12 protein-coding genes are annotated in these 20,978 nt (G+C 65.7%); 2 read left to right on the plus strand and 10 right to left on the minus strand.

What is annotated here, in order from left to right; translation table 11 throughout:
- From IFT82_RS17695 to IFT82_RS17740, 9 genes are all read right to left on the minus strand, one after another.
- On the minus strand, positions 1-249 hold a 249-nt coding region (locus IFT82_RS17695), incomplete at its 3' end, for a hypothetical protein (protein WP_199860567.1).
- A gap of 571 nt (positions 250-820) precedes the next feature.
- Positions 821-2,107, minus strand: coding sequence for an MFS transporter (locus tag IFT82_RS17705; RefSeq protein ID WP_192129346.1), 1,287 nt, complete (start codon positions 2,105-2,107; stop codon positions 821-823).
- Between the two features lies 1 nt (position 2,108).
- Positions 2,109-3,320, minus strand: a complete 1,212-nt coding sequence (manD, locus tag IFT82_RS17710; protein ID WP_192129348.1) for a D-mannonate dehydratase ManD — start codon at positions 3,318-3,320, stop codon at positions 2,109-2,111.
- A 157-nt stretch (positions 3,321-3,477) separates the two neighbouring features.
- A complete protein-coding gene (locus tag IFT82_RS17715) occupies positions 3,478-6,237 on the minus strand; it encodes a glycosyl hydrolase 115 family protein (protein WP_192129350.1) in 2,760 nt (919 codons plus the stop codon).
- Positions 6,237-8,312, minus strand: coding sequence for a beta-galactosidase (locus IFT82_RS17720; protein WP_207105822.1), 2,076 nt, complete (start codon positions 8,310-8,312; stop codon positions 6,237-6,239). Before IFT82_RS17720 ends, IFT82_RS17715 begins: the two co-directional genes overlap by 1 nt.
- Entirely contained in the window at positions 8,309-9,970 is a 1,662-nt protein-coding gene (locus tag IFT82_RS17725) for a GH35 family beta-galactosidase (protein ID WP_192129352.1), read from the minus strand. Before IFT82_RS17725 ends, IFT82_RS17720 begins: the two co-directional genes overlap by 4 nt.
- Positions 9,967-10,290, minus strand: coding sequence for a hypothetical protein (locus IFT82_RS17730; protein WP_192129354.1), 324 nt, complete (start codon positions 10,288-10,290; stop codon positions 9,967-9,969). The genes IFT82_RS17725 and IFT82_RS17730 overlap by 4 nt, the downstream gene beginning before the upstream one ends.
- Complete coding sequence (locus tag IFT82_RS17735) at positions 10,287-13,673, minus strand: glycoside hydrolase family 2 TIM barrel-domain containing protein (protein ID WP_207105823.1); 3,387 nt, start codon at positions 13,671-13,673, stop codon at positions 10,287-10,289. The genes IFT82_RS17730 and IFT82_RS17735 overlap by 4 nt, the downstream gene beginning before the upstream one ends.
- Positions 13,674-13,684: 11 nt before the next feature.
- The gene (locus tag IFT82_RS17740; protein ID WP_192129358.1) at positions 13,685-16,666 is read right to left on the minus strand and encodes a TonB-dependent receptor; all 2,982 of its coding nucleotides are present in this window, start codon (positions 16,664-16,666) and stop codon (positions 13,685-13,687) included.
- 255 nt (positions 16,667-16,921) lie between these two features.
- On the opposite strand from IFT82_RS17740, the gene IFT82_RS17745 reads away from it, so the two are divergent.
- Together IFT82_RS17745 and IFT82_RS20605 are read left to right on the plus strand one after the other, a co-directional pair.
- A complete protein-coding gene (locus tag IFT82_RS17745; RefSeq protein WP_192129360.1) occupies positions 16,922-17,677 on the plus strand; it encodes a FadR/GntR family transcriptional regulator in 756 nt (251 codons plus the stop codon).
- Positions 17,678-17,713: 36 nt separating this feature from the next.
- Positions 17,714-17,884, plus strand: a complete 171-nt coding sequence (locus IFT82_RS20605; RefSeq protein WP_207105824.1) for a hypothetical protein — start codon at positions 17,714-17,716, stop codon at positions 17,882-17,884.
- 86 nt (positions 17,885-17,970) lie between these two features.
- Here IFT82_RS20605 and IFT82_RS17750 read toward each other — a convergent pair whose 3' ends face one another.
- Positions 17,971-20,973, minus strand: coding sequence for a TonB-dependent receptor plug domain-containing protein (locus IFT82_RS17750; protein ID WP_192129362.1), 3,003 nt, complete (start codon positions 20,971-20,973; stop codon positions 17,971-17,973).
- Positions 20,974-20,978: the final 5 nt, after the last annotated feature.

A 20,978-nucleotide genomic window follows, 5' to 3' on the forward strand; every position in this document is an offset into this window, starting at 1 on the left:
CGATCCCAGGAAATAATAGGTTTTTCCCTTGCGAAACATCGCAGGCGACTCAAAGCCATGAGCCATCGCCTTGTTGATATGCTCGCGGACGCTCCGATAGTCGTCGGCAAGGCGATAGATATCGCCGCCGTGCAGCAGGACATAGCCAGTGCCGTCTTCATCCTGGAACGCACCCATGTCCCACTTCGCGATCGGCTTGCCGTTGAACAGCAGCGGGCCTTGGAACGCGTAGGGTCCGGTGATGTTCATGGCTGTGGCATAGCCAANGGCCCCAGTGCGCCGGATTGCTGCACGGGCAACGCCACGCTTTCGAAGCGCCAATTGGCCAAATCCTTCGACGAGTAGCAATTGAAGCCGGCAAACGCGTTCGTCATGTCGCGGTGCGCTTCCCCGAACAGGTAATAGGTATCACCGTCCTTGGTGATCCCGCCGCCATGCGCACTGACCGGCAGGCCACGCTGATCGAACCAGGGCGTACCGGAATGGATGGCGTCGTATCGGCCCGGTGTTTGCGCGGAGACGGAATGGGAAAATGTGACGAGCGGAAGCAGAAGACCAGCGTAGGCGCATGGGCGGATCATCATCGTGTCAACCTCCAAGGTCTTGGTCAGAACCTGTCGAACTTCGTCGTGCTACGCGATCTTGGTCCATTCTGCCGGGCGCTTCTCGATTGGCATGCCAAATCAGAAAGCCATCCGATCTTGGCAGGTCCATCGGCTTCTGACCGGTGGGTTGGCATGTCGATCTGCTATAGCGGCGTTAGGGAAACACGTCGCCCCGGCGTGCCCATGGCCCGTGCTCCCGCATGTTGATCGACCGATCACGGCAGCCGTTCCCGATCTACGGGCGCGTAGTGGGGTATCAGCAGATGAACGACCAGCAGCGCTGCAAAGTAGGCGCAGCCGGCGATCATGAAGATCGGGCCGTAGCTGCCGACGCCTGCCAGTATCGCGCCGGCGAACTTCGCCATCAGCATGCCGCCGACCGCACCGGCGAGGCCACCTAACCCGACTACGGATCCGCCCATCCCTCGCGGGAACAAGTCGCCGGGGATGGCATACACGTTGGCTGAGAAGCCCTGATGGCAGGCGCATGCCATGCCGATCGCCAGCACCGCCCACCACAGGCCGGGCGCCTGTGCGGCGAAGATGATCGGCAATGCGAACACAGCGCATCCCGCCATGGCGGTCTTGCGTGCACGGTTGGGGCTGGCGCCTCGCGCCAGCAGGCGCGAGGAAGCCCACCCACCTGCGACCGATCCGACGTCGGCCAGCACGTAGACCGCGACCAGCGGCGGTCCGAAGTCCAGCATCTTGACGCCGTACTGGCGGTTGAAGAAGTCGGGCAGCCAGAACAGGAACGTCCACCAGATCGGATCGATCATGAAGCGCGCAAGCATGTAGGCCCAGGTCTGCCTCAGCCGCAGCAGCGTCCGCCACGCCACCGGTCGCGCGGGGGGCACCGGGTCGCTCTCGATCCATCTGAGCTCCCCGGTGGTAACGCGACGATGCACCCGCGGGCTGCGATAGAAGATCAGCCACGCCGCCAGCCATACGACGGTCAGCGCACCCGTCGCTACGAACGCCATCCGCCATCCGAACGTCACGGCGATCGCCGGCACGATCAGCGGGGTCAGGATCGCGCCGACGTTCGACCCTGCGTTGAAGATGCCGATCGCCAGCGCCCGCTCGCGCTGCGGAAACCACTCGTTCGCCGCCGCCAGGGCCGCCGGAAACGCACCCGCCTCGCCGATCGCGAGCGGTAGTCGCGCCCAGATCATCCCGCCCGCGCTGGTGAACAGGACATGCGCGACGTGTCCGATCGTCCAGATCGTCACCGCCACCGCGTAGCCGATCTTCGCTCCGACCCGATCGACGAACCGGCCGAACAGGACGTACGAGATCCCGTACGCGGCCTGGAACGCGATCGCGAGATCGGCGTAGCCCTGTTCACTCCAGCCGTAGCGCGCCTGAAGTTCCGGCTTCAGCGTCGGAAGCACCAGACGATCGACGTAGCTGAGCGCCACGGCGGCGAAGAGCAGTGCGCAGACGATCCAGCGGATGCGGCCCGCCGGCTTTTCGAGCAGATCCGCCGATGGAGCGGTCATTCTACCAGCTCCACAGCGTGCCGTCCTCCAGACGGTTCACCGGCAGATACGCGCGGCGATACCCGTATTCCTTCGCAAGCTCCTCGTCGATGTCGACGCCCAGACCGGGCGCGTCGCCTGGATGCATGAGACCGTCTTCGAAGCGATAAGCGTGCGGGAACACGGCGTCGGTATCCGTGGTGTGCGGCATATGCTCCTGTATGCCGAAATTGGGTACCGAAAGACCGAAGTGCAGTGCCGCCGCCATTGCGACTGGACTGAGGTCGGTCGCACCGTGGCAACCGGTCCGGATCTGGTACAGATCGGCCAGCGCCGCGATCCGGCGTAGGTGCGTGATCCCGCCGGCATGCACCACGGTCGCGCGGATGTAGTCGATCAGCTGGTTCTCGATCAGTGTCTTGCAGTCCCAGATCGAGTTGAACACCTCGCCGACGGCAAGTGGCGTGGTGGTGTGGTGACGGATGAGGCGGAACGCCTCCTGATCCTCTGCCGGGGTCACGTCCTCCAGCCAGAAGGGGCGATAGGGCTCCAGATCGCTGCCCAGCCGTCCGGCCTCGATCGGTGTCAGGCGGTGGTGGACGTCGTGGAGCAGGTGCACGTCCCAGCCCAGCGCCTCGCGTGCTAAGCGGAACAGTTCCGGTACGACGCGCAGGTATTGGGGCGTCGACCAGACGCTCTCGGTCGGCAGCTCGCCATCGGCCGGCTCGTAGCGCTCGCCCGGCTTGGCGACGCCGTACGTCGTCGGCAGCCCGGGGACGCCGCATTGTAGCCGCACCGCGCGATAGCCATCACGGATCGCGGCCCGGGCCTCGTGAATCGTATCCTCGATCGTGACGCCATTGGCATGGGCGTAGACGAGGCAGCCGTCGCGTGCCGCGCCGCCCAGCAACTGGTAGACGGGCAGACCGGCGATCTTGCCCTTTATGTCCCACAGCGCGGTATCGACCGCGGCGATCGCGGTCATCGTCACCGGGCCACGCCGCCAATAGGCGCCCTTGTAGAGATACTGCCAGACATCCTCGATCCGGTGCGCGTCCCGGCCGATCAGACAGGGCACGACGTGCTCGGTGAGGTAGGCGACGACGGCCATCTCGCGGCCGTTGAGCGTCGCGTCGCCCAGGCCGGTCGTGCCGTCGTCGCAGGTGATCTTGAGCGTGACGAAGTTGCGGCCCGGCGCGGTGATGATGACGCGGGCATCGACGATCCGCGGCATCAGCGTGGCCGCGTCGCGTATCGGGGTGCGAACCGTGCAGCGATCATAGGGGTAATGTCCTTCTCATCCGATCCAATCGTCCATCGCCGAGCCGTCGGCGAATTGCCCTCGTGCGGGAGGCGGGGTGGACCACCGCTCTCCGACGCCATCGTGCTGGTCATTGCTTCAGCGGTGCGCCGTAATGGTCCGGCGCGCCTTCCAGCCGCAGGTCGATGCGGTCGAGCAGGAAGCCCGGGTCGAGCGCGTAGAGGCGCAGGTGATGCCGGCCGGGGGCCAACGTCGCCAGACGCAGCGACCGGACCGCACTGTTCGACAGGACGTTGCGTTTCCATTCCTCGCTGCGACCATGCGTCTCATAGTCGAGTATCTGCATGACACCGTCATCCACGCGCACGCCGATGCGTAGCCGGGTTTCCGACGTGAGCGGGTGAACGGGCAGCGCGACGATGCGCAGATCGGCATCGGCTTCCGCGCCAGTCGTGAAGCTGTAGCGCAGTGGATCGCGCGCGGCGTCCGGCTTGATGGAGGATAAGGTAAGCCGCGAGCGCAACGCCGTGCCGCGCGACCCCAGGCCGGGAACCGGCTCCCAATCGGTCGGAAGCAGTCCGTCCGCATCAGTCGCGGCGAGCGATACAATACGCTGATAGGTCACCGGTGCGCCATCCGTCGCAGCGGGAAGCAGGCGGGGCGTGACGGGGTAGCTGCTCCCCTCGCAGCGGACGGTCGCCGACCCGACCGGTCCTTTGCCGTCGTAGCGGAGCATGACTCGCCGCTCGAAGCCGTTGCCGGCATCCAGCCTGCCCGACGACGCGTCAGCAGTGAGTCCGGCGATCGCGCCCATCGACCAGTCTGCGGCTTGTCCAGTGCTCCGGATGGTCGCCGGGTGGCTGGCCGGTTGCCCCGCGACGAACACGAGATCGTCGCTGTCGACCATGCAGCCCGGAACGGCGGGCAGGTCGACCTTGGGATAGAGAGGCTCGGCGAACACCGGCAGGCGGCGTGGCGCCATGTCCATAATGTGCCGCCATTTGCCGCCGTTCTGCTCGTTGTAGGCAAGGGTGTCGGCGATGATCGCGGCGTGAGCCGCGCGAGCCCGGTCGGCCAGGGCATTGACGTTCGCATGGCCTTGCCGGGCAGAAAGCGCGGCGAGATCGAGCGTCAGATTGCGCGTGTTGATGTTGGCGGCGGACCGGACCGGATAAAGGACGATCTGGAAGAAGGCGTCGCGCCGGTCGGCGGGAAGCCCGGCGGCGATCGCCTCTGCTCTTGCGACAAGGTCGGCATAACGGTCGATGCGGCGGCGCGCTTCCTCGCCGCCGCTGCGCACATGGTCGCCGATGCGGATCGGCGTGACCGGTTCGACCTGGCTGAACCCCATGAATTCCGGACGGCGCTCGAATGCCAGATCATAGTATTCGGTCATCACCGCTGCGATACCGTCGGCCTGTCCGGCCCCGAACTGATCGCGCGCCCAGGCGGCGAGATGCGCGCGTGGGGTATCGGTAAAGGCGCGGTGATCGAAGGCGAGGTCGAGGAAGTATTGCGTCAGATACTCGGCCGGCTTGATGTCGCCCACGTTGACCACCCACAGCCGGCGCGCGTCCGTCTGCCAGGCGCGGTCCAGCTGCTCGCGGATCAGCGCGGGATGGGTCGTGGCCAGCCAGAGATAGTCGTGCGGCCGACCCCAATAGGAAATGTGATAGTAGACACCTGACCCACCGTTCCGCGCGCGTTCCATGGGGTTCGGCAGCTGGTTGATGTAGCCGTAATTGTCCTCCGGCCACACGATCGTCACGTCGTCCGGCACCTTGAGTCCGGTCGCATAGATGTCGAGCACTTCCTTGTAGAGCGTCAGCACCTGCGGCACCGCCGCTGCCGGGCGGCCCTGCGCGGCGGCCAGAATGTCGCGCTGCAGCCGGATCGCGTCGGCCATCGCGCCGCGCGCCTCGCCCGGCGTGGACGCCCCCTCCATGCCCGAATCGTGCTTGCCGCGCAGGCCGATGGTGTAGACGTTCTCGAAGCCCTTCACCTCCTCCGCCCGACGGCGCCAGTATCTGGCCATCGCGGCGCGGTTGGAGAAGAAGTTGAACTCGCCGTCGGTCTTGTCATCCCATTCGCGCACGTTGTTGCGCATCATCGGTTCGGCATGGGAGGTGCCGACGACAATGTCGTGCGCGCGGGCGGCCTCGGCGTTGCCAGGAATCTGATAGAAAGGCTTGGTACTGTCGTGCATCGCCGGCCAGATCAGATTGGCCTTCAGTCGCCAGAGCAGTTCGAAGATCCGGGCATAGGTCTTTGGCCCGATGTCACCGACGGCGGGCTCGTGCGTCTTCGCCGCCCAGGGCTGCAGTCCCCAGTCCTCATCGTTCAGGAAGATGCCGCGGTAGCGAACCGATGGCGCGTTCGACAGGCGACGCGTGCCGTTCACCGTCAGCCGATCGACCGTCCGCGGCGTCACGTCCGCCCACCATTCCCAGGCGGAAACGCCAATCTCACGCGTCAGGTCGGTCACACCCCAGACCGCGCCCCGCCGGTCCGACCCGGCGAGCAGCAGATAGCGGCGCGAGGGTACGCTGCGTGACCGGGTTTCGAGCCGCAGATAGCGTTCCCACTGGCCGGCAAGCTCGCCCAAGGCGACCCCCGTGTCGCTGGCGACAGCGCGAACCAATGCGGTGTCCGCCGCACCGACGATTACGCACAGGCGACGGCATTGCGCCACGTCGGTCAACACGCGCGGCGTGCGCCCGGTGACCCGGGTCAGATCACGCGCCAGCATCTGGCTGGCGAGCCGTGCGGAATCATCGGCGGCATGGACGATGTCGGCGACCTCGCGTCCGTCGAACAGCGTCACGGACTGTGCGGCTGCTGCGGCGGGCATGGAAGCGAGGGCCGCCGCCAGGAAAGCGAGCCGCCGCATCAGCGCGCCATCCCGCGCCCGGCGCGCCAGATCGCCAGCGAGCAGGGCTCCACGCGGCGCCCGCCGAGTAGAAAGGGGCCGGCATCAACAGGGGCATTCCATGGCTGCGGCCCATAGTTGAAGGCGAATTGCAGGTCGCCGCGCCGGCGCAGGCGGACATGGTCCGGCAGCGGCAGGATGGTCAGGCCGGCCTTGACGCACGCTGCCTTCATCAACGCGCGGGTGAAGGTCGCATCACCCCGGCAGCCGACGTACCAGCGACGCTCGCTCCCCACCACCGCCGCTTCGCCATCGTCATAGCGCGCCAGCACCGGCAGCGCGGTGTCGAGCCATTCGCGCCAGCCATGGGCGCTGCCGGCAAGGTCGGTTCCGACGACCGGGATGGCGGTGCCCGCGCGCAGCGCCGCCACCTGGGTGACCCGAACCGGCAGCGATTTGCCGAGCGGTCCGGGCGGCAGGGTCGGCGGTATCGCGAAGTCCGCAGTCTTCGATCCGGTGCGCGGGCCGATCACGATGGTGCCGGGGCACCGTTCCAATGCGCTGCGCAGCGCGTCGTCTACGATCCACACCGACGGGACCACCACGAGCCGGTAGCCAGCAAGGTCGGCGCCCGGGCGGACGATGTCCACGTCCAGCCCCAGCCCGCGCAGCGCGGCATACCAGGACTGGACGTGATCGAGGTGCTGCTGGCCGGCGCCGTTCGGCTGTATCTCCGCCATCCACACCGTCTGGTAGTCGAAGACCAGCGCGACGTCGCCGCGGGCGGTGGGCGGCAACGGACCGACCTTCGCGATCTCCCTTGCCACCTGGGCCGCTTCGCGTCCGCCGACCGAGATGGTGCCATCGGGCAGGTTCAGGCCGGCATGCATCTGTTCCTGCCCGATCTGCCCCTGCCGCCAGCGGAAGTGGCTGACCACGGCCGCTCCGTGCGCGAACGCCTCCCATGCCCATAGACGGACCATGCCGGGCATCGGCACGGGGTTGTACCGTGCCCAGTTCACCGCGCCGGGTTGTTGCTCCATGATCCAGAACGGCGCCGGGCTGATCGCGCGCATCACGTCGTGGTTCCAGGCGGTGATGTCGGGGTAACCGGTACGGTCCCAGCGCGGATCGTCCCGTCCCGCCGCGATACCCAGCGGGTAACTGTCCCACGATGCGAAATCGATCGCGTCGCCGATCGGATAATGATCGAATTCGGTGAAGTTGCCCATGAAGTTGGTCGTGACGAACCGTCCCGGCGACGACGGCCGGATGGCCTGCACCTGCGCGTCGTGGAACAGCTTCACCTGTTCGGATGCATAGCGACGATAGTCGAGCAGCTTGGCGGGCGAGGGGTCGTAAGGCGTGGCGACCGGCAGGCCGACCTCGTCGAAGCTGCCGACCTGCTGCGACCACACGACGGCGCCCCAGGCGGCGTTCAGCCGCTCGACCGTGCCGTATCTGCGTGCTGTCCAGGCGCGAAAGCCGGCCAGATCGACGGGACCATAGGAATAGGTCGTGTCGTGGCAGCCATATTCGTTGTCGATCTGCCAGCCGACGACCGCCGGGTGCCGGCCATAGCGGCCGGCCATCGCGCGGGCGATGCGCACGCACTCGGCCCGGTAACGGGCGCTGGAGAAGGTGTAATAGCGTCGCGACCCGAAGCCCTTGGTCTGCCCGTTCGCGCCGACCGGCAGGATCTCCGGCAGTTCGGCCACCAGCCATGCGGGCGGCGTCGCGGTCGGCGTGCCAAGCACGACGCCGAGGCCCGCATCGCCCAGCACCGCGACGACGCGGTCCAGCCATCCCCAATCGTACCGGCCGCGACGTGGCTCCATCAGCGTCCAGGCGAATTCTCCGATCCGGACCCGGGTGATGCCGCGGGCGCGCATTTCAGCAGCGTCGATCGGCCAGCGGCTTTCGGGCCAGTGCTCGGGATAGTAGCAGACACCCATCGTCGCCGTACCCTGGGCGGGCTCCGCCGCATTGGCGACCATCGGCCCGGCGATCAACGCGCCGATCGCGCCGGCGCCGCCGGCCTTCAGAATGGAGCGTCGTGGGTACTGAAGCATCGCGTCGTCCTTATGGTGGGTCATCGGATCGGGAACACGCTGACGCGCAGGATTTGCGGCGCGTCGCCACCGAGGCGCAGCCCCGTGCCATCTTGATAGGTCGCGGCCAGCGTTCCCAGACCATAATCCAGCATCGTCTCGTCGCCGTTCAACCGACGTCTGGGCACCCAGCGCCCCTCGGCGAACTGTCCTTCCTCCACCACGTCCAGGCCGACCGTGGTCCGGGGTGGGCTGGCCGAGAAGGTGATCTGAACGTCCTTGCCGGCGATGGTGAAGCGATCGGCGGCGTCGGCGATGACCAGAGCATAGCCGTGCGTCGCGGCCGTGCTGCTGCCCCGGTTGCGGCGCAGCGCGATATTCAGGACATAGTCGCCGAGCGTGATGCGGCCGCTGCCGTTCGTCGCATCCACCACTACCGCCTTTACCATGCCCCGGGGTTGCTGCGCGAGGATCGCGGGGCCGAGTTGGCGCAGCGTCGCATAGGCGTCGGCGATATCCTTGCCGCCGGCCGCGCCGTCGATACCGAACGGCGAGACGCCGATCGCGCCGTGATTGCCGATGGCGAGAAATGCGTTGCCGGCGCCCTGTGGGCCACCGGGCATCTCGGGAACGAACAACGGATTTCCGGATTGGGTGTATTTCGCCGACCAGTCGGCGAAGCTGCCGTAATAGATGTCGGGGGAGAGAATTCCGATCTCGGGCGCGCCTGTTTGCCAGATGTTCAGCACGAGCGGCAGCGGCCCGCCGCTGGGATATGTGCCTACCTTGCCGTCCTGCCGGCCGATCGCCGCATTGGTGAACAGCGGCAACGGATAGGCCCGGTGGCCGTCGCCGACCACGCCCGACAGGTAACGGGCATAATGCCAGGCCATGAAGATCTCGCTCGTTTCGGGTCCTGTGCCGAACACCTCTTCCCAGGTGCCGGCCGTGCGGCTGCCCGCCGCCCCCCAGACGCCGAGCAATTCGCGCGACAGCGATGCCCGGTCGCCGGTCAGACGCGCGATCAGCGCGGGCGGGACCGGGCCGGCAAAGGCGCGGTTGGCTGCCTCCGAATGGTCGCGTTCGCCCGATCCTAAACCGACCTCGTTTTCGACCTGCACCATCAGCACTGTGTGCTGCGCTCCGTCGATCTGCCGCAGATGACCCATCAGCGCGGCGAAGGCATGTCCGTCGGCCGCCTGTCCTTCCACGCCGAAGGTCGACAGGATCGGCAACGCGTTGCCTGCCCGATCGATCACAGCGGGGAATCGCGCTCGGTCGCGGCGGACCCAGGCGGGGGCGTAGGACGACACCATGTTCTTCCACGTTCCGAACCACAGCAGGCCCAGTCGCATGTCGTGACGGCGCGCATCGCGGATCAGCCCATCGACCAGCGAGAAATCGTAAACGCCCTCACGCGGTTCCATCTGCTCCCACGATATCGGCACCAGGACGGTGTTGAGGTTCATCGCCGCCAGCCGTGGCCAGATCGGCGCCATATGGGCTAGGCTGGACGAACTGGAATTGTGGACCTCGCCGCCCAGCACCATAAACGGCACGCCTTCGACGATCAGCTGCGAGACCGCGCCGCGGCGTTCCAGTCGTGGTGGGTCGGACGCGCGCTGCGCGATGGCGGGCGAAATGGCGAGCGTGGCAACGAAGACGAGTCCGGCGATGCGGCGGCGTGCGGTCGATCGGGTCATGAATACTCGCATGGCAACAGGGAAAGGCGGGAGTTCGGGATTGGCAATCGCGCGGCTGGCCGTACGGTCGCATCGCACAGGCTCTCGGCACGGATGCCGAGCTTCGTTCGATCGCGGCTGCCCGGCTTTGCACGCACGGCGGAGAGTAGTATGGGCTGCGCAGATGGGCAGTTGATGAGATCGCCGTAGCCGGCTGGGTCGACCATCTCGAAGTGCTCGTCATCGTTCGTCGGCGCATGTCGGCGCTGAACCTGCGTCGGTTGGCGGAGCACGATCGTGACCGGCATTGCCACCGCTGCCAGTCCAGTCAGACCCGTCACGGCCGGTCGATCTTCGTGTCGCGATCCGTGAAGCGCACGCGCACGCTGTTCGTGTAGCCGTTCGTCACCAGCACCGGTTTCTTCACGTAGTTGCCCCAGGATAGCTGCGGATAGTTCCAGAGATTGTTGACGATCATCCGGACCTGGCCGTTCGCCGCCTCCTGTCCGATGCGGAAGCCGGCGATCGATACCGTCCGGCCAGCCGTTTCTGCCTGGCGGGCGACGATGCGCAGTGTGTGCTTACCATCCGGCAGCCCCTCGCGACTGAACAGCGCTTCGCGCGTCGTGTCGTTCGCCAGCTTGTCGGGCGGGACGGCGGGGGCGAACAGGCTGATCGCCGCGGCCTCCAACTTGCCGTCGATATAGACGTCGGCGATGCCGCCGGTCGGCGAGCGTGGGCCGAACCAAGTGACGCTGCCGCCGTCGAATGCCAGCTCGGCCGTATCGCCCACGCCGCCGCTGCCCGTAACCGCGCCATCGCTGATCCAGTGACCGGTCAGGCGGACGCGCGGATCGCCGATCTCGACATGCGTCTTGGGGTCCTCCTGCACCGCGAGGCGCACGGCGTCGGTTCCAGGCGAAAGCGCTTCGAGCCGCGCCTTGGACCCGTGCAGCACGGCCGAAGCGCGGTAGATGCCCGCCTTGGTGCTTCGGAAGTCGTTGGTTCCGCGTCCGCCAAGGTCATGCTGGCCCCAGAGTAGGACATTCCGATCGTCGTGTGACCATGGCCATTCCGGCCGTGTGCCTACGCGATGCCCAGCCGACGTCCCGACCCGGACCGCCTCGCCTCGGGTTCGTCCGATATGGTCGGCGGGATACGCCGACCACTGGCCATGGCGATGCCAGGTCAGCCGGTCGATGTCCGGATTGAGCAGGAACGACAGGCCGACCTCGAAATGACCCCCGACGTCGCGGGCGAAGGAATGGCCGCGCGCCAGTTGGCGCTTGATAGGCGGCACGGCGTCCAGCGTGTAGCGCGCGTCGATCGTGCCGGCGCCGTCGATCGTCAGGACGAAGCGGACCTTCGTGGCACCATGGCTGCCGGCGATCCTGACGACGGCCGCCGTGCCCTCCGTCGCGGCCGATAGTCCGTCTAATGTCCATGCTAGAAGCGGAGTGCCGGAGTTCAGGTTCAGGAACAGCCCGCCCTGGATCAGTTCCGCCCCCTTGTAGGTGCCGCTCGCAATCGACCCGGTACGCCGATCGAAGCGTAGGGCGAAGTCGGTGCCGGAAACGAGGATCGCGTCCCGCGTCCGTTCAATCCGTGGGGTGGGGCCGGTGGGGAAGGGGACCGTAGTCAGCTGCGCCGGCGCAATCTGGAGCCGATGCTCGTCTGCGAGCAGGTCGCCGGCGCGGAAGAACCGCAAATCGACGATGTCGCCCGCCTGCCAGTCGCGCGCGGGCAGGGTGATGAGTCCGTCCGCGTGCGGAGCGATGTCCGGTCCGGACATCGTGCCCTTCTCGCCCGCCACCGCCCAGTCGATGCGCAGTTCCTTGAGGTTGCTGTGGTCGAAACGGTTTCCGATGCGGACCAGCAACGGCTTGCCGATCGCGGGCACGGCTGGATTGCTTTCGTCCAGCCGTACCGGCGAATAGGCCTTCTTGACCAACCACCATTCGGGCTTGGGGCGGCGCCATACGTCGACTATCCCCCATTCGGGCGCAGACAGGCGACCAGGTGTCGGCACCTCGTCGATCCCCGCCCAGATCGCGCCGCCCAAGGCGCCGTTCGCCGGAAACAGGCCGTTCCAGAACCGCGCGATGCTCTCGCCCCAGAAATCGCGCAAGCCGGGATCGCGGCGGAGCTCATCGGTGTTGTAGGTAGGGACGTGCGCCCATTCGTCGTGCAGCACCGGCTGCGCGATATGCTCCCAGGCACTGGCGCCATTGGTCTCGAGGTCACCCGGCCCGTGACGCCCGCCGGCGGACAGGTCACGCGACCAGGATGCGTAATGGAGGCTGTAGATGTCGTATGGAGCGTCGGTGCCGCCGGGTGCGCGATCGCCGAAGCTCCATACGGTCGGCCGACTCGGATCCTCGCGCTTCGCGTAGTCGAGCACCGCTGCCATGCCTGCGCCCCAACTCGACTCGTTCGCCAGATCCCAGGCGAATACGGAGGGGTGGCTGCGATCGCGTTCGATCATGTCGGCGACCGCACCGACGAGTTCGGGCATCCGCTTCGGATCATTGGCGGTCGCCGCATCGACGAATGCAATCGACGCCGCGTCGCCGACATAGACGCCAAGACGGTCGGCGGCATCCAGAAACGCCTCGCTCGGCGGATAGTGCGAGGTACGGATGTAATTGATGTTGGCGTCGCGAAACAGCCGGACGTCCTGCTCGTCCATCGCCGCGGTCACGCTGCGCCCGGCAGGACCCACGTCGTGATGATTGATGCCGCGCAACTTCACTTCCTGGCCGTTGACCAGGACGATCCGACCGCGCCGCTCGATCTGGCGGAATCCGATCCGGCGTGTCACCGTCTCCACCGTACGGCCGCCCACTTCCAGCCGCCCGGCCAATGTGTAGAGCGCGGGATGTTCCGCATCCCACTTCGTGGGGGCGACTACGGGAAGCGCGACGGTCGCCTCGCCGACGCCTGCACGCAGATCAACCGATGCGCGCGGCAGCGGTACCGTACGACCTTGCGGATCGGTCAGCGTTAGATGGAGGCGCGCCGCCCGCGCACGGTGGAATGCCGCCTCGGCGGTCACGCGCAAGGTAGCGTCACGATAGTCGCGATCGAAGAGGGTGTCGGCGTGAAAGCGCGTGACGTGGTCCTGCGGCGTCGCGACCAGCCTCACGTCACGCAGCACGCCACCGGCTTCGAAGCTGGAGATGCCGCCGATGGGATCGGTGACCCCGAGCAAGATCGTCGCATCACGGCCCGGCGTCACCAGGTCGGTGATGTCGCGTTCCCAGGCGACGAATCCGCCGCGATGGCCGGGCACGGCCTGTCCGTTCACCCACAGCCGGACGTGCCCAGTCACGCTTTCGAAGCGCAGGATCGTCCGGCTGCCCGCAAAGTCCGCAGGCACCCTGACCGTGCGGCGCAGAGCATACTCCCGACCCTGTCGCGGCGCACGCGCACCAGTCTGAAGATCAGACGGCAGGACCACGTCGCTCCAGTCCGCCTGAACTGTTGCGGTCGTCCAGAACGCTGCCGGGGGATCGAGCGCCAGCGCCCAGGATCCCGCTAGGGACACCACGGGTCGGGCGACGCCGGCGACCGACGATGGCAACGGACGCAGGAGTGGCCGCGGAACCGACAGTGGCCGGTCCTGTGCCGACGCCGCGGCAAGCAGCAGCGCGCCGGGCATCAGGGTCAGCATTCGGGTGAGGGGGCGGCGGTTCTTCACGTCGAGGCTCCTGCCGATGGTCACGACAAACAGGATCAGAAGCTCCCGGCCAAGCCGATGCTGAAGGTCCGGCCGGGCGCGGTGACGGACACCGGCATCTGGCGCTGCCCGTCGATGTTCACGATCTGCGCCTGGTTGGTCAGGTTCTGTGCCTCCAGGGTAAGGCGCGCCGCCCGGTAGAAGGGCAGCTCGATGCCGATGGACGCGTCGAGGAACGACGATTTCTCCATGATCGAGTCGCCCTCGACGTTGTTCACCGGTCCGAAGGAGACGACATACGGATCGCGGTAATTGTAGGAGACGCGCGCACTGATGCCGTGGTTCTCATAATAGGCCGACACGTTCACCGTGCTGGGGGACACCGACGTGACGGGCGGCTTGCGCAGTCTGGTGCCCAGGATGCGATCGGGCGCGTTGGTGGTCTGCTTGATGTAGGTGTAGTTGGCGGTGAAGCCCAGGCCTTCGACCAGAATGTCCAGCGGCTGAAGCAGGCTGATTTCGATCCCCCGTAGGGTGACAATCTCGGTCGTGTTCTGCCGTTGGCTGATGTTGACGGGCGCGTTGTTGGGATTGCCGTTGCCGGCGTTGGTAAGCCCCTGCTGCGTGGCCGCGGGCAGGTTGGCGAAATTGACTCCCAGCGTGCCGAACGGCTGCACCGAACGGACGATGTCGGTGAAACCCTCCACGTTCTTCTGCCACAGGTTGATCGCGATCGTGTTGTTCCGCGCGAGATACCATTCCAGTCCGATGTCGGCGCCATCCGCATAGAAGGGCCGAAGCTCCGGATTGCCGATCGACAACGAATCGCCACTGACGCTGAGTGAAAAGCCCGGTGCCAAGTCGCCCGGATTGGGGCGCGTGATCGTGCGGGAGGCGGCGAGGCGCAGCACCAGCCGGTCCGTCACGTCCACCGCCAGATTGCCGCTCGGCAGCCAGTCTGAATAGGTGTTGCCGAAGAACTGCACGTCGCGCCCCAGCGTCGGATCGCTGACGATGCCCGACACGCCCTGCCTCGTGCTGATGTACCGCATGCCCAGATTGTACCGCACGCCGTGACCGCGCAGATCCTGGTTGCCGTCGACCTGCACATAGGCGGAATGGGTTCGTTCGGTAATCGCTCGGGGGTTGATCGTCGACAGGTGGTTCACCGGATCGAGTTCGCGTTCGAAATAGGGGATGTCGATCGCCGCTTCCAGCCGGTCGTAATCCGGCAGCGCCCAGGCGTTCAGGCCGACGTCGAAGCCGGATCGTCGGTACAGCGGCTTGGACGAGAATGGGACCATGTAGCCGTTCAGCTGCGAATTAGGGACCGAGGCGATCGCTCCGTTGCGGTCGGTGACGATTGTCGTACCGGGGCAGGGCTGTCCCGCGACGCCGTTGGTGGCGCAGTTGCTCGTGTCCCAGTTGACGATGCGCCGCTCGAACTTCGGCAGTTGGATGCCGGCTGTGACCTTCAGCGCTTCCGTGCCGTATTCGCCGTGGAGCTGGAAGTCGCGCTGCTTGGCGTCACGGAATTGCGGCTGAACGCGCAGCGTGTCCCATACCCAGCCGAGATTTGGATCGTTCACGTTGCGGTTGAGCGTCATCGTCGGCGCGATCGCGCCCTCGGGATGGTTGTAATCGACCGCCAGCCCGATGTTGGGCGCGGTACGCAGCAGGAACGTCCAGGCGCGCTGGTCGAAGCTGCTTGTGTTGTAAGCGGCCGACCCGCGGATGCGCAGCAGATCGGTGACGTTGTAGTCGAAGCCAATCGAGTAGTAGCCGAAATCGGAGTTGGTGTAAACGCGCCGGTTCTCCGACAGCATCTGGACGTTGCCGAACGTACCCTGGGTGAGCAAGTTGGCGTCGTTGACCGCAAAGTTGACAGGAACGAGATTGTTGGTGCTGCGCACCATCATCATCAGATCGTTCTGCGAATAATACATCTTGGCGTGGCTGTACATCGCGTCGAAGTTGAAGGTGAGATCGGCATCGGGTGCCCATTGACCGGTGACCAGCCCGGTCAGTCGGGTGCGATTGCCCACCTGCACCTCAGACCGGGCAAGGCGCGGCAGGATGGCGTAGCTCAGCGCGTTGCAGCTCAGGCCCGACGTGCCGCCCGGTCCGCAGGGGTTGAGCGGGGCGCCGCTGGTCAGTCCAAGGCCGGTATTGGCGGGCACGAAGCCCGGGATGGTCGCACCGCCGCCGTACCCATAGGTCGGGTTGGAGGCATTGCCCGCAAATGACTGAGAATTACACCCTCCCTGGGTGGGCGGGCACCGCGTCTGCAGGTTGAGGCTCGTATGGCCGACGGTATGGAACAGGTCGGTGCGATACTGATTGCGCACGAATGCGAAGCCGCCGAGCAGGCCGACCTTCCCGATCCCCGTGTTCCACGTGTTGCTGGCGAAGATGCTGCCGCGGGGGGATACCCGATCGCTCACGTCCTGGTAGGTCGCCTTAGTCTGCCAGTTGAGGTTGAAGCCGTCGCGGTCGAAGGGCCGCACCGGCCGCAGGTCGACGTTGCCGGCGATGGCGCCTTCGAGCTGGCCTGCGGTCGCGCTCTTCGACAACGTCAAGCTGCGGAACAATTCGGTCGGAAACAGGTCCAGGCTGATGCCGCGCCCTTCCGACGAGGCGCCCGAAGTTTCCGACACCGACTGGATCTGGGCGTTGTTGAGCGAGACCAGACTGAATTGCGGTCCGAGGCCCCGGACGTTGATGCGGGCGCCTTCGTTGTTCACGTCACGCTCGATCTGGATGCCGGGCAGGCGCTGGAGCGATTCCGCGAGGTTGACGTCGGGAAACTTGCCGATGTCCTCGGCGAAGATCGAATCCGTGAAATTGGTGCGCGAACGTTTGTCCCGAGCGGCGTTCTCAAGCGACTGACGGAAGCCCGTGACGACAATGTCGGTGGATGCGTCATCCGGAGCCGCCGGAGTGGTTTCGGTAACGGCATCGGCTTGAGCGGGTGCCCGCTCCGTTACCTGCGCGTCCGCGTTGGCGATGGCGATCGTCGCGGTCGCGCTGAGCATCATGGCGCGAACGCTCCATCCCGCACGAGTAACCATTACCCTCTCCCCTCCGATGGATATTGGTAGGACCAATATTCTGTTGTTGTTGGGTCATTTAGATTGGTGAGATCAATCGAGTCAAGAAATGGTTTTCCATGGAAGACGAAATTAGTCTTGGATGAAGCTGCTCAATCCCGCTGAAGCAGATGGCTGCTGTGAGGTCATGGCCCAACCAATTATTTCATTGATTGATGCCGGTCGCGTGTGGCAGCTGCGGTCATGGCCAATGTCGATAAGCTCTATAAGTTGATCGCTCAGCGGTTGCTGACGCAATTGCAGTCAAGTCGCTTCGTCGTTGGGCAGCGAATGCCTACAGAACGCGAGCTGGCGGTCGAGTACGGGGTCAGCCGCAACACGGTTCGTGAAGCGCTGATCGTACTCGAGGCGAGGGGCTGGATCGCCATCACCCACGGCCGCGGCGTGGAGGTGCTGCGGATCGCGAACGAAAGTCCGATGACCTTCGACGATTCGGAGGTCGGATCGTTCAAGCTCATTGAGGCGCGTCGCCTGATCGAAGGCGAAGTGTGCGCCTTGGCCGCTCCGGGCGTCACTCCGCACGAACTCGCGCACCTGGAGGGATTGTTGGAGGCGATGACGGACGCTAACCGTGAGATCGCTGAGCGCGCCGACCGAGAGTTTCACCTCACGATCGCGAGGGCCACCAACAACGAGGCGATCATCGCCGTCGTCCAGAGCCTCTGGGACTGGCGCTACTGGTCGGCCACCGCGAAGCAGCTGCTGGTCGATGTGGCCGACAACGGCATGCAGGATCGCATCGTCGAGCACCGCGCCATTCTGGACGCGTTGCGATCCGCGTCGGCCGGGTCCGCCCGTACGGCGATGCGTAACCATCTGGATCGCGTGCGTGACCATCTGCTCGCCGCCATCGAACAGGAAGAAATCAAAAGGATCCAGAACGTCAGTTCGCAGCGGGGTCAGAGCCTGAAGGCCCGCGCCCGCAGCGTCGACGTATGACCGATCCGGTGGGCTTCCGACCGGATCCGAGTGCTGATGGACGAAGATGATCGTGTTCTGAACCCACAGAACGGCGTTCAATGTCGATCATTCTTTCTGGTCAAGCATCACGGAGATGCCTGCGGCAAGTTCGGCACACGGTGGCGGCGGCAATTCACGCGGGCCGATACCACCGGCAAGGACGAGCACGAAGGCAGACCTTTCTAATATATCTTGCCGTCATCGACGGCACCTAATCGACCGCGATGCTGGGGTCTTCCAGCCGGCATCGCGGTCAAGGGGAGGCGAAGCGGTCAGCGGTTGAAGCGTACGCCCAGACGGAAGACGCGCCCGATCGTGTCGTAGATGGTAGTGCTGCCGAATGGCGGAATGCGATGATTGCCGACGTTGTCGATCCGGCCGTAGAATTCGACCGCATCGTTCACCTTCAGTGCAGCGCCGACGTCCACATACAGGGCACCGGGCACACGGTTGAAGTTGGTGGTCGGGTTCTGGACGGTGGGTGCCGGACAACCGGTCAGGCAGGTGATGTAGTTCGGGTTGATCTTGCCCGCGCTTACCCAGCGTTCGGTGAGGTTGAACGATACCGCGCCGCGCGTCCATGCCTGGCTGGTGTTGACCTTCCAGCGCGGCGTATCGGCGGTGTTGTTGCCCGCCTGCTGCTGGATGATCTGACCCGAGATGCCCGGATTGACGGTGTAGTCGATCGTGTGGGTGGCCAGCGCATGCAGGTCCAGCTTGCCCACCGATCCCAGTCCGAGGCGATAGCCGGCCTCGAAATCGATGCCGCGCGTCTGCAGTTGGGCAAGGTTGAACGGCTGGACGTTGACGAAAGGCGCCGTACCAGTGCCGATCGTCCCGGTCAGGTTGAACGCGCTGCAGAAGTCCTGATTGCCGTTGGTGCAGAGGTCGATGATCTGCTGCGCGGTGAAGGCCGAGATCGCCTGCTTGATCCGGATGTCGAAATAATCGATCGAGAAGACCAGTTGTGGCAGGAAGGCCGGACGATAGACAATCCCGAATTCCTTGCTGTTCGAAACCTCTGGGCGAAGGTTGGTGTTGCCCGTCGTGTTCGCCAGGATCTGCACGCTGGCACCGCTCGCGCGATTGATCACGATCTGGGTCTGGGTCTGCGGGGCTGCGAACAGTTCGCTGAGGTTGGGTGCACGGATGTCGCGCGACAGCACGCCGCGCAGCCGCAACCCGTCGAGCGGCGTCGCCCAGGTCGCACCGGTCTTCCACGTCCTGGCGGTACCCGACGTGCTGTAGTCCGCGATCCGGCCGGCGAGATTAACGTCGAACTTGCCCGCCGCCTCGCTGTCGAGCAGGGGCACACCCAATTCGAGGAACGCCTCCTTCACCGAATAGGCGCCGCGCCCGTTCTTGTAGTTGCCCGCGAACCAGTTGCTCCCATTGGTGGACAGCAGCGGATCGACCGGATAGTCGGCGCCGTTCAGCGAGGCCGATCCGGGGCCGGCGCCATAGGGGTCGGCGCGCGTCACATAACGTTCGCGGCGCCATTCCGCTCCGGTCGCCACCGCGACCTTGCCTGCCCAGGTGCTGAACGGCGTCGCGTTGAACGCCAGCGAGCCGGCGTCCTGAACGAAGTTGGTGCGTACCCGCGGTCCGTTAGCCGGTGCGAGGTAGTTGTACTGCGCATCGGTCAACGGGCGACCGCCGAATACATTGATGGGGACGCAGCCGCCCGCGATCGCGGCCGCCGACGCGCAGACGATCTGGCCTGCCGCATTGCGGGTCGCCTGAATCGCCGCGTTGAAGCGGGGCAGCAGGATCATGTTGTCGATGTCGATATCGACGCGGTTCTCCCCGTGCGTGTAATAGGCGTCGAACTTCACCCGCTCGCCGAGCAGGTTGAACGATCCATCCGCGCCGCCGACGAGGCGGGTCTGGAGCCGCTCGGTGAAAATCTCCGCCCGTCGCGGGAAGTTGGCGTTCGTCGTGCCGAAGAGGAAGCTGGTGATGCGGTTCGCGGAACAGGCGGTCGATACCGACTGCGGCAGGAGCGGGTTCGAACACTGGATCGTGATCCCCGCGCGCCGCGGATAGGCGATCGGCGTGTTCGAGATCTTGACGCTCGCAATGCTCCCGGTGCCATAGATCTCGATGTCAGGCGTCACGTCGAACCCGATCCGGGTATAGCCAACGAGGCGCTTCAGCGGATCGTCGATGGTCCGGGTGGAATTGACGAAGTTGGACTGGTCGCCACCCTGACAGATCGCGCCGATGCAGCCCGAGACGCCCGGATTGCCGGTCCGCAGCGGGGTGCCGTTGCCGCCGTACTGGAACGTCGTGACGTTGCCGTTCGCGTCGAATGCGGTGCCCTGCAGCGGTCCGGCGGTGATGAGACCGAAACGCCCGAAGGTGATGTCCTGCGCATCGCGCAGATAGAAAGTGTTCTGCGGCGCCCCCGCTGGCGTCGCGGCGATCGAATAGGACGTGGCGCCTTCGCGATAGGCGACCGGGCGTCCACCGGACGGAGCGCCGCCTACCGAGCCGCCGACGATGCCCGTATTTCGGAAATACTCTCCGCTGACCTGCACGTGCAGTCGATCGTCGAACGCCGTGCTCCCGATCGCCAACTGCGCCAGGACGCTGCTGTCGTCGCCATAGGTCGAGATGCCGCTCTGGACGTTGCCGCGAATGCCCTTGAAGTGCTTCTCGGTGACGAAGTTCACGACGCCCGCGACCGCATCCGAACCATAGGAGGCGGACGCGCCGCCGGTGACGACGTCGACCTGCTGGATCAGAAGCTGGGGGAACTGGCTGATGTCGACGACGCCGTTGATGTAGGCCGGGACGACGCGCTGGCCGTCGAGCAGCGTCAGCGTACGGATCGTCCCGAGGCCGCGCATGTTGAGGGCCGACAGGCCGTTGTCGCCGACGCTGGTGTTGGAGTTCTGACTATTGTTCGCCGCGCCGGTGCTGCCCTGCAGGGCGGGCAGCTGGGTCAGTGTGTTGAACACGTTGGGCTGCGCCGTCCGCCGGATCATCTCGGCACTCAGCGTCGTGGTCGGAGTCGGCGCGTCATAGCCTGCGGCGGTGATGCGCGATCCGGTCACCACGATGTCGCGGTTGTCGGCGTCCTCCGGCGTGGTCTGGGTGGCGGGATTCTCGGGCGATACGGATGTCGGGGCCGGCGCTGCCTGCCCTGCGTCGGTCGTCCCGCTCGTCGGTGCGGTGGCACCTTGTGGTGCGACGGTCTGCGCGCCGGCGGCGCTGGACAACAACAATGCGATCATCGATGCGCCGCTCAGCGGCATGACATTACGGCCCATGATAC

The sequence above is a fragment of the Sphingomonas sp. CFBP 8760 genome (assembly GCF_014841615.1).
Classification (GTDB): Bacteria; Pseudomonadota; Alphaproteobacteria; order Sphingomonadales; family Sphingomonadaceae; genus Sphingomonas.